Origin of the sequence: Streptomyces sp. NPDC056224, from assembly GCF_042267665.1 — a bacterium.
GTDB lineage: Bacteria > Actinomycetota > Actinomycetes > Streptomycetales > Streptomycetaceae > Streptomyces.
On the sequence record NZ_JBHJTK010000009.1, the window covers coordinates 121267 to 134435 of the forward strand.

At 66.5% G+C, this 13169-nt stretch carries 12 protein-coding genes; 2 read left to right on the top strand and 10 right to left on the bottom strand.

The features are described from left to right. Positions 1-191: 191 nt before the first annotated feature. A complete protein-coding gene (locus tag ACFCZ1_RS14860) occupies positions 192-842 on the bottom strand; it encodes a hypothetical protein (protein WP_252308817.1) in 651 nt (216 codons plus the stop codon). Positions 843-1208: 366 nt separating this feature from the next. Continuing rightward, a complete protein-coding gene (locus ACFCZ1_RS14865) occupies positions 1209-2075 on the bottom strand; it encodes an alpha/beta fold hydrolase (protein ID WP_252308818.1) in 867 nt (288 codons plus the stop codon). 84 nt (positions 2076-2159) lie between these two features. On the opposite strand from ACFCZ1_RS14865, the gene ACFCZ1_RS14870 reads away from it, so the two are divergent. Further along, on the top strand, positions 2160-2771 hold the full coding sequence (locus ACFCZ1_RS14870) for a TetR/AcrR family transcriptional regulator (protein WP_252308819.1): 612 nt from the start codon (positions 2160-2162) through the stop codon (positions 2769-2771). Positions 2772-3209: 438 nt separating this feature from the next. On the opposite strand, the gene ACFCZ1_RS14875 is transcribed toward ACFCZ1_RS14870, so the two are convergent. From ACFCZ1_RS14875 to ACFCZ1_RS14900, 6 genes are all read right to left on the bottom strand, one after another. Then, on the bottom strand, positions 3210-3482 hold the full coding sequence (locus ACFCZ1_RS14875) for a hypothetical protein (protein WP_376678715.1): 273 nt from the start codon (positions 3480-3482) through the stop codon (positions 3210-3212). A 117-nt stretch (positions 3483-3599) separates the two neighbouring features. Next, the gene (locus ACFCZ1_RS14880) at positions 3600-4541 is read right to left on the bottom strand and encodes an endonuclease/exonuclease/phosphatase family protein (protein ID WP_252308821.1); all 942 of its coding nucleotides are present in this window, start codon (positions 4539-4541) and stop codon (positions 3600-3602) included. 840 nt (positions 4542-5381) lie between these two features. Next, complete coding sequence (locus tag ACFCZ1_RS14885) at positions 5382-5885, bottom strand: hypothetical protein (RefSeq protein WP_252308822.1); 504 nt, start codon at positions 5883-5885, stop codon at positions 5382-5384. A gap of 623 nt (positions 5886-6508) precedes the next feature. Then, positions 6509-7066, bottom strand: a complete 558-nt coding sequence (locus ACFCZ1_RS14890; protein ID WP_252308823.1) for a 2'-5' RNA ligase family protein — start codon at positions 7064-7066, stop codon at positions 6509-6511. Between the two features lie 206 nt (positions 7067-7272). Continuing rightward, complete coding sequence (locus ACFCZ1_RS14895; RefSeq protein WP_252308824.1) at positions 7273-7704, bottom strand: GNAT family N-acetyltransferase; 432 nt, start codon at positions 7702-7704, stop codon at positions 7273-7275. A gap of 726 nt (positions 7705-8430) precedes the next feature. Further along, on the bottom strand, positions 8431-9294 hold the full coding sequence (locus ACFCZ1_RS14900; protein WP_376678716.1) for a PhzF family phenazine biosynthesis protein: 864 nt from the start codon (positions 9292-9294) through the stop codon (positions 8431-8433). Between the two features lie 72 nt (positions 9295-9366). On the opposite strand from ACFCZ1_RS14900, the gene ACFCZ1_RS14905 reads away from it, so the two are divergent. Next, the gene (locus ACFCZ1_RS14905; protein ID WP_252308826.1) at positions 9367-10209 is read left to right on the top strand and encodes a LysR family transcriptional regulator; all 843 of its coding nucleotides are present in this window, start codon (positions 9367-9369) and stop codon (positions 10207-10209) included. A gap of 29 nt (positions 10210-10238) precedes the next feature. On the opposite strand, the gene ACFCZ1_RS14910 is transcribed toward ACFCZ1_RS14905, so the two are convergent. Continuing rightward, complete coding sequence (locus tag ACFCZ1_RS14910; protein WP_030830728.1) at positions 10239-11144, bottom strand: LysR substrate-binding domain-containing protein; 906 nt, start codon at positions 11142-11144, stop codon at positions 10239-10241. A 337-nt stretch (positions 11145-11481) separates the two neighbouring features. Then, positions 11482-12945 (bottom strand): amino acid permease, encoded by a 1464-nt coding sequence (locus ACFCZ1_RS14915; RefSeq protein ID WP_252308827.1) that lies wholly within the window; start codon positions 12943-12945, stop codon positions 11482-11484. Between the last annotated feature and the right edge of the window lie 224 nt (positions 12946-13169).

Genomic DNA, 13169 nt, shown 5'->3' on the forward strand with positions numbered 1-13169 from the left:
CGAGTACGCGCTGTCACTCCCGTGACCTGGACGGACGTCGAGGGCACGCGGGCCCACGACAGCAGGTACTCCGCTCTACGGCAGGCGTTGCCGGCCGCAGACAGGGCCCGCTCCGGCGCGTGATCGTGTGTCGTGAGGGCTGGGAGACGGCTTCTGCCCTGCTGTGACTCCGCGGGCCTCGCCGGGGCCGCTCATCGATGGTCGAGGCCCCATCGGTTTGAGGTGGCGGAGGGGGCGGTCGTGGCACTTTCCGCCGCCCCGGTGTCCGCCTCACACCGCTCCCGGTCCGGCGGCGAAATCAGCCGGTGAGCAGCGAGCCGGTCGGTCCGGAACGTCACCTCCGGTACCCCGTCGCCGCCTAGGCGGTCGATTCCTTCGGGCAGTTCATCGGCGGTCAGGGGGGTGCCGGCGTAGACGGCCATGAGGACGCCGGTGCATGCGTCGCGTTCCGCAGCGGATAGGCCCGGCGGGAGCCCGAAGAGCCGCTTCTCGCTTCCATCCGTGCCCAGTTGCACGCGAAGAGCCGGACTCAGTTCGTTGCCCGACGCCGTGGCGGTGAGCCGCCAGAACTGGACCTGTACGGTGACTGGTGCGCACAGCGGCCGGCCGTCGGCCGTGCCCCGCGGGCGGACCTCGACGACTGCCTCCTCGCCGGACGCGTCCTCATCGAATGACACGGCGGAGCGCAGCCACTGCGCCTGTTGCTGCGCTGACCAGCCTCCGTCGTCCCGGCAGCCGCTGGCTTCCACGCCGTCGGCCCTTCCCGCACAGCCGGTCGCCAGCAGTGCGGCAGCCGCCGCCAGCGACGTCAGCGAGGCGAGTGCGATGGGCGTTCTGGACATTGTTTCCCTCGATCGGAGTGGGCGCGGCCGGACGCCTAGACGGGCGGGCGGGAAGCAGTCTCGCCCGCCAGCCGGGGTGGCGGGGGCGTCGGGACGGGCATGTCGCCGTTCTGTGATCGCCAGACGTAGGCGGGTGTTCACGGGCCGTCGCGCAGTCCGTCTCGCCGAGAGGGGCGCCGTCTGGCCCAGCTCTGCAGTGTCAGCTGCTCAGCTTCCGACAGCACCAGTGGTGGCAGCCTGTTATCGCCCATGCCATGAGGACACCGGACCCACATGATCTGAAACAGAACACGACTCATGGGGCGAGCCCACACCTCAAAACCCGGTCACTAGGGCGCGTCACGGGCAGTGGGTCCTGGACCAGGATCAGGCGGGAGTGGCGTCCGCCGGTGTGGCGCCGGTGGGGGTGTTGCGGATGAACTCGCTGATGAGCAGGGCTGTCAGATCGGGTTGGTCGCGCATCACCCAGGTGCGGCTGTCGGGAATGGTCTCCAGCTGGGCGCCGGGCACGATCGCGGCCAGTCGCTCGCCGTGCGCGTAGGGGAAGAGCCGGTCCTCGCGGGCGAAGGCCAGCAGGGTGGGCCGGTCGAAGGAGGCGAGCCGCCTTACCGGTTCGAGCAGGGCCGTGGGGACGATCCCACGGGTGACCTTGACGCAGTCGCGCCGGACGCCGGGGTCGGCGAAGAAGGCCCCCAGCCAGTCGTCGATCAGATCGTGGGGCAGTGCGCCCCTGGTCAGCAGGCCGAACCCGAAGGGCATGCGACGAACGGCACGCAGCCGCAGGGCCTGGAAAACCAGGGTGAGCAGACCGGGCACCCTGGAGGCGGGGACAAGTGATCTGAACCAGGGTGACGGGCAGTTGTCGAAGCACTCGCCGTTGGTGAGGACGAGACGCCCGATCCGCTCGGGATGACGGGCGGCGACGAGCTGGGCGACGGCGGTGCCGAGATCGTTGCCGACCAGGGTCACCCGGGGCAGATCGAGCGCGACGATCAAATCCGCGACCAGCCGGGCGATCCCCGGGAGGCTGAGGTCCGTGCCGGGGTTCATCGGGGTGCGGTGGGCACCGAGGGGCAGGTCGGGGGTGATGCACCGGAAGTCTGGGGCGAGCCGGGCGACGACCGGTTCCCAGAGCCTGCTGTCCATGAGGTACCCGTGCAGAAGCAGCACAGGCTCGCCTTCTCCGGTGTCCCGGTAGTGGACGGTTCCCTGGTCAAGCGTGAGCTGTGGCATGGCGGGCACCCTTCGGGGCAAATTACGTACAGACTGTATGCATGTAGAGTGGCATACAGGCTGTACGGAACTCAAGGGGGCAGGATGGAATCGACCGGCACCAAGCACACCCAGCGTTCCCGGGCGACCCGGGCGGCTCTCATCGCCGCCGCCCGGTCGCTGTTCGGCGAGCGCGGCTACGCGGGGGTGGGGACCGAGGAGATCGTCCGGGCCGCCGGGGTGACCCGGGGGGCGCTCTACCACCAATTCCGGGACAAGAACGATCTGTTCGACGCCACGGTGCAGACGGTCGAGGCGGAGCTGACCGAGCGGATCGCCGGGCAGGTCATGACGACCGCCACGGATCCGGTGCAGGCGCTTAAGGCGGGGGCGCGCGCGTTTCTCGACGCCTTCGCCGAGCCGGACGTGGAACGCGTTCTGCTGCTGGACGCCCCAGGGGTGCTGGGCTGGCGGCGGTGGCGGGAGATCGGCCAGGAGCACGGCCTCGGAGTGATCACGGCGGCCCTGGAGGCGGCGATGGCGGCCGGGGCGCTGGCCCCCCGGCCCGTACCGCCGCTGGCCCACATCCTTCTCGGCGCGCTGGACGAGGCGGCGCTGATGGTCGCGCACGCGGACGATCCCGGGGCCACCCGCACGGAGATGACGGAGGCACTGGAGCACCTGGTGGACGGGCTGCTGGTGCGGAACGGGAACTGAGCGGGTGCCGTCCGCCGATCCTGTGCGCGGTTGCCCGATCCACCAGGTACCAGGCGACCTCGCGTTTCTCCGGCGGGCCGTACACCTTCGCCGTCGCACTGTAAGGACAAGGGCGTCCCCGTCCCGGACATCGCGAAGAAGCTCACCATCAAGTGGGAAGAACGCAGGCAAGTCCCCATCCGTCGCATCCCTCTACCGAGCACTCGCAGAAGCTGAACATGCCGTCGCAGACCATGGCCTGCCGCTTCGGCCCAAGCCCGTCCGCATCCGCCGCCCCGGGGAGCCGCTTACCCCCGAAGAGATCGACCTCCGCGACCGGCTCCAGGCCCAGCCCCACCCAAACGCCGGAGCCACTCCCCTTGGATGACCTGGCGACCGGCGACCCCGGCGAACGCCTTCCAGCCGGGGTCCTGCTCTCGCAAGATCAAGTGCTTAGCGTTAATGGCTGTTCTGATGGTCCCCTTGGCCGATCTCCGTCTCCAGCGCCCGCCACATCGCGCCCGCATCCAGATCCGCGCCGCTCTCGGCAACCAGGTCCTGCTGCTCGCTCCACAGCCGGAACACCCCATCGAGCATCCGTGACGCCTTCGCCACTCGGCCCCGGGCCGCCACCCGGTCCCGGTCCGGCGCGCGGCGCGCGGCGCTGATCAGCCTCACCTGCATCAGCAGCACGAACAGAGCCAGCGCGTCGCCGGTCTCCGCGGCCTCCATGTGCCGGCTTTGGGGCTTACGTCGGCGATACCCGTGGACGTGATCTTGCGGGCATGGTGCCGAGCGCGGCCGGCCCACGGCAGGCGCCGGTCCCGGTTTGGTCGTAAGGTGGGCGCTTCAGTCGTCGATCGTTTCGGATGCAGCTGGCGCGGCTTGCCTCCGGGGCCGGTAGGTGAGGGCGTCGGTCAGGCGGTCGGCGTCAAGGGTCAGACGGACGATGTGGTGGTCTGATATACCCGGTTCGACCTCGATCACGTCGACATCCCTCACCGCTCCGAGTAGGGCGGGCGTGGCGTAGATCCTGTCGATCCGCGTGTCCGGGCCGTGCGTCGGACTGGCGTTCATCGTGCGGGACGCGGCTGCCTTGTCGCCATCGCGGGTGTTCGCCCAATAGCGGGCCACGTCCTCCAGGCCGGCGGTGCGCAGAGCCTCGTCAGGGCAGGTGTCCAACAGCCGCTGCCCATCGGGGCCGATGTGGGAGCGGTGGAGCCGGTGCGGCCGGTCGGCGATCTGTTCCAAATCCGGCAGGGGGAGGTCCCCTTCCAGACCGGGCACCGGGTAGGAGTTGTTGTCACCGCCCATGAGGGCGGGCATCAGCATCCGCTCGCCGTCCGGCATCGTCCACTTGCGGTCGGCCCACTTCGTCAGCCGCTCCACCTCGGCCTGGCGGGTTGTGGCAGAGGCGTGGTTCAGGTGATAAGAAGCCACAACAAGGGGCAGGGACTGGCTGCCGCCTGGTGTGAAGCGGAAGACCGCAACCGTGGGTGGATGAACCCAAACAGGGCCGACGTCCTCACACTCCCTCAGCGGCTGGAACAGCGTCGGGTTCGCGAAGACGGCCGTGCAGGCTCGGGGGCCGAGAAAGCCGCGCAAGCCAAGGACAGCCTCAACCTCGTACATGATCCGGTTGCCGTCCGCCGCAGCACCATCCATCTCTTGGCGGAGGACGAGGTGAGGGTCGAGGGATGCCAGCAGCTCGTGGGCACGCCGCCGCTTGGTGGTGTCACCAGCACCGTTGCGTTTGAGGTTCCAGCACAGGACTGTCACATGCTGGCTCATGCGTTCACCTCTGAAGAGAGAAGAGAGTCGTCTTCGCGTCGCCCGTAGCCTCATCCCCGAATTGGACGATTTGGGCACCGTCAACAACCATCAGATGTCGTTCTGCCCAGGTCGGCCCTGCGGTTCCTGTACGACCTGCTGGTCGTGTGACAACGCCAGCGGGGGACGCTCTGGCGCCGACATCCAGCGAGCCGACAAGTTGATCGACTCGGAGCTACTGTGCCGATCGGCCAGCACCTTTTCTAGCGCAAGTTTCCGATCATTCATCGTCGAGAGAATCGAACGTTAGCCTCAAGTCAGGATCAGGCGCTGACGGTTTCCGTGAGCGGCCCGTCGCCACCGTCACGTTACTCACGTTGATCCACGGCTTCGAAGAGTTCCACGGGTGCCACGGAGGTGGGCGCGACGCGGGTTGTCACCCGGTGACGCCACCGATCGTGAGGAGTGGGTCCGCCACCTTGTCGCCCTTCAACCAGCTCGGCCGCGCCCGGCCTCCAGCACCATGCGGCAGCCCGCCGTGCCCACCCGCCCGCTGTGGGAAGGACAGCCCTTACGTGGTGGCCCCCAACCTGCGAAAGGAAAGCTCCCGATCGTGGCGAGGCTTGATCTGCAGCGCGAACGCGGCCGGCCCGGCGTTCCTGGCGCTTCAGCCGTGACCACCTCCAGCCCCTTGACGATCGCGACGGGGCACCCCGCGGGGAAGCAGCCGATGCCCGAGCGCGCCGGATCGTCAATGCACGCTGCCACGGTGAGAGCCAGCTTCGGCCCTGGCCTGCGGGCTGGTGTATCCCGTTGACGCGGCTGCTGTGATACCTCGGTGGTGGGCAGTCGAGAGGCAGGTCATTCGGGATAACGTGTCGACGTACCGCAGATGTTCAGGTACAAGTCGAGGAGTTTGACCGTGGCGAAGGCTGTGGCCCCGATGCGCAGAGCGTTGACCCCGAACCAGGCCCAGGCAAGTGTGTCGACGCGCGCCGGGTCGTTGATCGGAGGCCCGAAATACAGCGTGCCGTTGATTTGCGTGACGGCGACGAAGGTGAGCGCGGCCATAGCGAGATGGCCGCAGGTGGCGAGTCGCAGGCGAGTCTGGTTCGCGGGCGACAGCCCGCCCCGCTTCAGCCAGAGAAAGGCCAGCGAGCCCAGTACCGGGACAGCCACGATCGCATAGTAGAAGACCGGGTTGGTGACCGAATGATACGGGTCCCACAAAGACTGGGCTTCCACAGCATGTGCGCCCATCATCATGTTCGGGACATCGACGATCTCCTCATAGAGGAAACCGAAGAAGAACCACGCGTGGCACAGAACCGCTGTGCCCGCAGCGGGGCCTATACGGGCATGCAAGGGGGTCGCCTCCTGGATGGAAGAAGAGAGCCGACCTCCATCAAATAGTCAAACTCTTTACATATCAACTCGCTTGAAGACTCACGCGTAGGGAGGGGGGGTCGACCTCCCTCGCCTGCTGACGGGGGAAATGACCGACCCAGCAAGGCGATCGACTTGATAGGCAGCGCTGCAGCAAGCCGGATCAGTATCAACCAGATACACCTAATTTTGCTTGGAACGCTGGGGGCATCAGGGACTCATGAGCACGAGTCAGGTCGTCGGCCCCGTGCTGACGACTGCCGCCATCAGTGCTAAAGCCATCCCGGATGGAGGCTCGGGGGTATGCGCGTCGTGAAATGGATCCAACGACAGACGCAGGGTGCTGCTGCCCGGCGTCTCGGTGCTGGCCAGGCAGGTGTCGGAGGCCCGCACGGGGCCGAGTGGCGTCTGTACGAGGCGGTAGCCCGCCGCGCGCCGGGCCCATGATGCGCTCGCGCCGGCGCCCGCCCTGCGGCCGCACCTTTGACGGTGGGATCAGCGGCTCCGCGATTCCCACAGCCCGTCCGGAACAATCCAACTCCAAGTACCCCTTCTGGCGGATTGCGACCTTCGGTACGGCAACCTCACCAGCCGCGACGACCTCATCGACATGATTCACCTCGACCGAGCAGGGGAAAGGCCGCCTGTTCATGCCAGGACTCGCCGTCGCAAACCAAAAGCTGAACCGCCGAAACGCGGGCGGTGACCGGCAGACGGCCGGTGAGGGCGGCCTCGGCCTCGTCGAATACGCTCCGCTCCTGACCATGGGCCACCGTCAGGTGCGGGACGACCTCGACGAACCGGCCCCCATAGGGCGGGACCTCCGGCCATCGTTCGCAGACGGCTTGAGTAAGAGCCCGCAGCGGACCCCCCGGTGTCGGCACCAGGAAGAGCACGTCGGGGAACCGCCCGAAGCATTCGAACCGGATGTCGAAGGCTCCGTGGGCACCAACGAGTAATTCGAGCGCGCCGAGCACGTCGGCATCGATGCGGCCATGGTCCAGAAATGGATAGAGCACCGTCACGTGCGCCGGAAGCCTGGCTCCGGCCGAGGAGTCGAACCGCCGGCGCCATCCGCCCACGAGCGGCTCGGCTTCGGGCACCTTGACCAACAGCAACGTTTCGCCTGCCTGATACAGGCCCGACTGGTCTTCCGGCATGCCTCTCCCTGATCCCGTCCGGTCTCATAGGACCACACGCCGAAGAGCGTCGCAGCGTGTTGGGACGAGTCGGCGGAGCGGTGTTCCGAATCCGTCGAACCGCAACTACGGCGAGGCGCTTGGCTTCCCCGCGCACCGCATTGCGGCAGCTCGCACCGCCTGCCTTGGTCCGGTCTCGCGTTCCCCGTATCGAGGTGCTTGGGGGCTCACTGCTCCCCTAGAGTCATCCATTTCTCCGGTTTCTCCAGTGATGCGAAGCCCACCTTGGCGTAGACCGCGTGCGCGTCCGCCGTGGCCAGCAGGATTCGACGCAGGCCGTAAGGAGAAAGATGGTCCCGGATCGCAGTGGCCAGAGCGGTTCCCAGGCCCTTGCCACGTGCGTCGCGTGCGATGTAGACGTCACACAACCAGGCGAAGGTGGCCGAGTCAGTGACAACACGGGCATAACCGACCTGGGCGCCTGAGACGCTGTCGTAGACGCCGAAGTTGAGGGAACAGGCGATCGCCATGTCCTGTTTTTCCCTGGATCGACCAACGGCCCAGTAGGAGTCCTGTGACAGCCACTGGTGGATCAGCGCAGGATCGAGGCGGGTGGGGTCTGCGGATATCTCATATCCGGTAGGAAGTTCAGCGTTCATGAGTGTATTGATCCAGTCTGTGCAACTGACCAACCGGCGCGGAATTCGGCATCCGAGTCCGGCCCGTGTTGTCCTGCTCTTATGGACGTCGAATCGGCTTCGGCGGCTAGGAATCTGAGCATGGGTCTTCCTCTGACGAGATGCGGCTTACGTTTGCTGTGCCAGTGCCACTGGCTGGGGGAACTCTCGGCGCGACCGCCTCCTATGGTGGCAGGCCGGCTTGAGCGCTTGGCTGCCGAGGGTGTCGGCCGAGACGCCGAGGGAAACCGTAGCGCTGGGGCGGGCAACCCGGCTCTGTCTCAGCCCCGGGTTCTTGCAGCACGCGTCCACCTCGTCGACCTGAACGCTTGCCTACGCGCTGGTGGAGGCGGAGCGCTTTTGCGAAGCGACAGTCGTCTTCCAAACCTTCGCAGGCGTGGTGACGTCGTGGCCGCGGGCGACATCAGGAGATGCAGTGCAGCGATATACCAAAGCGGCCGAACCTGCCAGACGGCGCTGGGCGGTCTGAATGGGCCGCCAGTTTGAATCCTCAGGTCGAGAAACTGCTCTGCCGGACGCGGCATCCTTTACGTGACATCGCCGACGCTCTACCGGCCGAGCCGTCAGAGAGAAGTCGTGACCGACTCCGCAAAAGGATAGCGTCGAATCTGGCCCGCTCCCCCGGATGGGTTCACCCGACAGCGACCAGACGACGGCTGTCGGACCGGAAGTATTCCAGCAACCCGCTCATGCTGGCAGCTCCTCCAAACGTCCGTTCGCGACGAACGAGACTTCGCCGCCGACCTGTACCGAGCGGACGTCCCCACTCGGGCCCTGCGCGCTGATCGTCATCTGGCTGGGACGGCCAGTGAACCGGCCCTGTCTGAGGACCCCCTTTTCCCCGTCGCGGATGCGGCCGTGGCGGCGCAGATAGGCGGCGGCACATCCTGCTCCGCTTCCGGTCGCCACGTCCTCGCCGATCCCGTCGTTGTTCCAGTGCCGTGACTCCAAGGTGTCGGCATCGAGGAGATAGGCGAACTGTGCGCCGAGACTGGAAAGCGGCGTGTCGAGATCGAAAGCGATCCGGGCCCGTTCGAGTGCGCCGCTGCGTACCGGCAGCACCAGGTAGCGCAGACCGGTGGAGACCACCTCGGGCGGGAGATCCGCATCCAGGTCTTCTTCATTCAGCGAAAACCAAGACGCCAGGTCCTTGCGGTCCGGCTGGCCGAGGAAGGAGGGAGCGCCCTGATCCAGCACGCTCGCGTACCGCCCAGGACCACGCCGGTGTGTGGTGATCTCCACCGTGCGGGCTTTCAATTTCATCGTCCACGTCTCACGGTCGCCACTGCCGTGCAGCGCGTGCAGGACGCAGGCGGCTCCGATGACAGGGTGGCCGGCGAAGTCGAGTTCCTCGACGAGGTCGAAGACGCGGGCCCGCCAAGCTCCGTCTCCCGCGTCCTCACCTGTCAGGAAGATCGATTCGAAGTGGCGCATTTCCCGCGTGATGGCCGCCATCTGGCCGCTGCTGAGCTGGGCGGCATCGGGGAAGACAGTGAGGCTGTTGCCGCTGAAGGGCCGAGAGCTGAACACATCGACGTGGAAGTAGTGCATGGGACTGACGCTAATGATTCGCTCCTTCAGATGGAACTACCCAATGAACAGGGGGCCGTATAACGTGCGGTTATGGCCTTCGACCGCGATCTAGAGACGTCGTTGCTGCGGATGTTCGTCAGCTGCGCCCGCCTCGGCAGTATCAGTCGCGCTGCAGCCGCGCTCGGGTACAGCCAGCCGGCCCTCAGCCAGCAGCTGCGGAAGCTCGAACGCTCCGTCGGACAGCCACTGCTGCACCGTACGGCCACCGGAGTGAGCCCGACCAAGGCTGGCGAGGCATTGCTGCCCTATGCCGAGCGGATCCTGGCCCTGTCTGCCCAGGCGCTCACCGCAACAAGGCGAACGGTGACGGGTCATTGCGGTGTGGGACTGATCGAGGACCTCGCCGCTGCACCGTTTCCCCAGGCACTTGCCGATTTTGCCCGCCTTAACCCCGAAGCGACGCTGGAAGTGGTCAGCGCTCCTGGGCCGTACATGAGGGAGGCCTTTTCCTCCGGACGCATCCACATCGCCCTGTGTGATCCGTCCTACCTGCCCGGCCTACCGCGCTGGACGATTCGGTTGCCGCTGAGATGGGCCGTCGGGCCCGGACTGGATCCAGGCGCTGACCCCCTCCCTCTCGTGCTGTTCTCCCTGCCGTGTCGCTGGCGCACGCCGGTGCTCGACGCGCTGGAAGCCAACGGACGTACATGGCGTGTTGTTTTCGAAAGCACCAGCCTGGCCGCCGTGCAAGCCGCCGTCCGGGCCGGCCTCGGCGCTGCGGCTCTACTGCCCGCCTGCGTGGAACCCGGCACCGCCGCGTACGGCGGCCTGCCAGAACTTCCTGACGTCGAACTGGGTCTCATACGGCGGGCAGGCACTGAAGGCGATCCGCTCATCGACGCGGTCGAAGACGTGCTCAGACGTCTGGCCTGACAAGAGCAGGGCCCCCGCGGCTCATGCGGTCACAGCACCAGCTGCTCAGCAGCCTGGAGCAGTGCCTGTCGGGCGGCTTTGATGGTGGGGTGCTGGCCGCCTCCGCGACGCACGGCAGTGAGCAGTCTGCGTCTGTGATGAGCCCGTGGCAGTGGCTGTATGGGGACGGTCGGGGGACGGCCGTGCCATGCCAAACCCGGAAGCAGCGCGGCCGCATGACCCTGTTCGGCTAGCCGCAGATGCAGGAAGTGATCGGTGGACTCGTAACGGATGTCGGGTTCGAAGCCTGCTTCGCGGCACAGTGCCATCGACCAGCGGCGAGCCATGGTTCCTTCGGGCTCCATGATCCACGGCTGTCCTGCCAGGCTGAGGAGAGCCTCCATGGGGTCGGCCATGCCCCCAATGGCCGGATGAGCCAGATGCAGGGTGTCCTCACACAACTCCTCCTGCTCCACCTCCGCGGGCCGGGGACCGGGAATACCGGGGTACTCCACGTCGATGATCAGATCGAAGTCACGCGCTAGCAGAGCAGAAATGGCACTTTCCCGCTCCATCTGAGTGAGATGGACACGCAGCAGCGGATGAGCGGCATGCAACAAGTTCAGTGCGGTGGGGACCAGGGCCAGCGCCGCACTCTGAAAGGAGGCGATGCGGAGTGTTCCGGTCAAATCGGTCAAGGATGTCGCGATGTCGGTCTCTGCGCGTTCCAGCCGCTCCAGGACAGCCTCGGTGTGGGCGACGAGAATCTCCGCCTGTTGGGTGAGGCGTACCCGCCGACCGACGTGTTCCAGTAGCCGGACGCCGACCTCGGATTCCAGCAGCGACAACTGCTGAGAAATGGTCGATGGACTGTAGGACAAGGCAGCGGCAACGGCGGCCAGCGTGCCGCGGTGCTTGAGCTCCCTGAGAAGTCTGAGCCGGTGAAGATCGAACATGACAGCGCCTGAAACAGCTGGCTTTCTCGTGGGAGAGCTTGTGCCGGACGCGCAGAGTGTGATGTCACGCTACGCCTCGCGGTTGACTCGGGCTGACGGCGGCGGATTACAAGGATCAGCGCCTCCGGCTCTAGGGCTGGGTGCCGTATCGAGGGGTGTGCGGTGGCCAGGAATCCCTGGGGCGCGGTCGATCGTAAGGCGACCACCGGGCCATTGAAGAGCGTTACGAGGGCACGTTGAATGCGTCCTGGGCAGGTTGGCGGCACGGCCCGTATCAGGCAGGTGATGTCACGCCACTGATGCGTGGGCGAGCCGCCCCGATGTGTCGCCGTCGAGGTCATGGCCTGGCTTGGGCGTCCTCGGCTGCCCTGCGCATGCCGGCCACCCGGCCGCGCACGCCGAACCACCCGGCGACGAGGGCTCCGACGATCAGCGGAAGACACAGCACGGTGGTGCGTGCGGCCCCGCCGTCGGCATACATCAGCACCAGGACGGAGGCCAGGAAGCCGAGGGTCACGATCTCGGTCCACGGCGAGCCGGGCAGCCGGTAGCCAGGACGCGTCAGCTCGCCCTGCTGCGTCTTCCGCCAGAAGAGCAGGTGGCAGATCATGATCATGCCCCACGTGGCCAGGATGCCGATCGCCGCGAAGTTCAGGACGATCTCGAACGCCTCCGCCGGTACGACGAAGTTGAGGCCGACGCCGAGCACGCAGATACCGGTCGTGAGCAGGATGCCACCGTAGGGAACCTGGCTGCGGCTCATCGCACTCGTGAACCTCGGCGCCGAGCCGGACATCGCCATGGAGCGCAGGATGCGGCCGGTCGAGTAGAGGCCGGAGTTGAGCGAGGACATGGCTGCGGTGAGGACGACGAGGTTCATCACGCCGCCCGCGGCGGGGACACCGATGTTGGACAGCACCGTCACAAAGGGGCTCTCGCCGGCGACGTACTTGTTCCACGGAAGCAGCATGGAGAGCAGGATGACCGAGCCGACGTAGAACAGCGCCACGCGCCACATGATCGAGTTGATCGCCTTGGGCATGATCTTCTCGGGGTTCTCGGTCTCACCCGCGGTAACGCCGACCAGCTCGACTGCGGCGTAGGCGAAGATGACGCCTTGGGTGATCAGGAGCATGGGCAGCAGACCGTTGGGGAAGACGCCTCCGTTGTCGCTGATCACGGACAGACCGGGGTGGTGACCGTCGACGGAGTGTTGGGTCACCAGCAGGAAGATGCCGATACACATGAAGAGGACGAGGGCGCCGACCTTGACGATTGCGAACCAGAACTCCAGCTCGCCGAAGATTCGCACCGATATCAGGTTGACCGCGAGGACGACCGCCAGGGCGATCAGCGCGATCACCCATTGGGGTATGTCGGAGAACATGCCCCAGTAGTGGGTGTAGGTGGCCACCGCGGTGATGTCGGCGATACCGGTCGTGGCCCAGTTCAGGAAGTACATCCAGCCTGCGGTGTAGGCGCCCTTCTCGCCGAGGAACTCCCGGGCGTACGACACGAAGGCGCCGGACGAGGGCCGGTACAGGACGAGTTCGCCGAGCGCGCGGACGACGAGGAAGGCGAAGACGCCGCAAACCGCGTACGCGACGAACAACGACGGGCCGGCCTCGGCGAGGCGGCCGCCGGCACCGAGGAAGAGGCCGGTTCCGATGGCACCGCCGATGGCGATCATGCTGACGTGCCGGGACTTCAACGACTTGCTGTAACCGGCGTCTCCAGCGTCGACATTGGGCCGGGCCGGTCTGGAGGGCGCTCCGGGCTTTACGAGCGGCTGCTCACTCACGCCTTGCTCTCACTTTCCATAAGTTGATGCAGTGCGGTCCGTTACTGCCGGTCCGCTCAAGATCTCGATAGGCGCACGCCGTCGGTCAACGAACGTTGCGGGCGGCCCGAGTTTGCGCGGTCTCCCGCGTCGGGGACCAAGGCGGCAAGCAGGCTTTCACCCGTCATACCGAACATCTGTTCGAAAAGAGCGATTGATTGACCCGGGCTTACTGTGCCGAACGG

Bases quoted from the DNA above. Each gene is read 5' to 3' on its own strand.
- ACFCZ1_RS14860 (WP_252308817.1), bottom strand. From the start codon at position 842: ATGTCCAGAACGCCCATCGCACTCGCCTCGCTGACGTCGCTGGCGGCG.
- ACFCZ1_RS14865 (WP_252308818.1), bottom strand. From the start codon at position 2,075: ATGCCACAGCTCACGCTTGACCAGGGAACCGTCCACTACCGGGACACC.
- ACFCZ1_RS14870 (WP_252308819.1), top strand. From the start codon at position 2,160: ATGGAATCGACCGGCACCAAGCACACCCAGCGTTCCCGGGCGACCCGG.
- ACFCZ1_RS14875 (WP_376678715.1), bottom strand. From the start codon at position 3,482: ATGGAGGCCGCGGAGACCGGCGACGCGCTGGCTCTGTTCGTGCTGCTG.
- ACFCZ1_RS14880 (WP_252308821.1), bottom strand. From the start codon at position 4,541: ATGAGCCAGCATGTGACAGTCCTGTGCTGGAACCTCAAACGCAACGGT.
- ACFCZ1_RS14890 (WP_252308823.1), bottom strand. From the start codon at position 7,066: ATGCCGGAAGACCAGTCGGGCCTGTATCAGGCAGGCGAAACGTTGCTG.
- ACFCZ1_RS14895 (WP_252308824.1), bottom strand. From the start codon at position 7,704: ATGAACGCTGAACTTCCTACCGGATATGAGATATCCGCAGACCCCACC.
- ACFCZ1_RS14900 (WP_376678716.1), bottom strand. From the start codon at position 9,294: ATGCACTACTTCCACGTCGATGTGTTCAGCTCTCGGCCCTTCAGCGGC.
- ACFCZ1_RS14905 (WP_252308826.1), top strand. From the start codon at position 9,367: ATGGCCTTCGACCGCGATCTAGAGACGTCGTTGCTGCGGATGTTCGTC.
- ACFCZ1_RS14910 (WP_030830728.1), bottom strand. From the start codon at position 11,144: ATGTTCGATCTTCACCGGCTCAGACTTCTCAGGGAGCTCAAGCACCGC.